This is a genomic window from Chitinophaga sp. 22308 (assembly GCF_052045305.1).
Lineage (GTDB): Bacteria > Bacteroidota > Bacteroidia > Chitinophagales > Chitinophagaceae > Chitinophaga > Chitinophaga varians_A.
Map to the genome: position 1 here is coordinate 1 of NZ_JBQEOP010000036.1, position 336 is coordinate 336.

The following is a 336-nucleotide window of genomic DNA, read 5'->3' on the forward strand; positions in this document are numbered from 1 at the left end:
CCTTGAGCTGTTGTTTCCTTCTTCTTTCAAAAACATTAAGTTCTTTAGAAAACAAATCGCCAAGTTGGTAATAAGGACTGGAACGGTTAAGTGAATAGATACCAGCAACCGGCAACCTAGACAGATCCGTAGCTCAGCCTGGTTAGAGCACTACACTGATAATGTAGGGGTCAGCAGTTCAAATCTGCTCGGGTCTACAATGATTACGGGGGATTAGCTCAGTTGGCTAGAGCACCTGCCTTGCACGCAGGGGGTCATCGGTTCGAATCCGATATCCTCCACTTAATCAACTTAGTTCTTAAACACACACAAGATGTACGGCCAAACGGGCCACAG

General features: G+C 46.1%; 2 tRNA genes. Both read left to right on the forward strand.

Annotation, left to right across the window (positions count from 1 at the left end):
- Positions 1-122 precede the first annotated feature (122 nt).
- Positions 123-197, forward strand: a tRNA-Ile gene (locus tag ACTJJS_RS33550).
- 10 nt (positions 198-207) lie between these two features.
- A tRNA-Ala gene (locus tag ACTJJS_RS33555) sits at positions 208-281 on the forward strand.
- Positions 282-336: the final 55 nt, after the last annotated feature.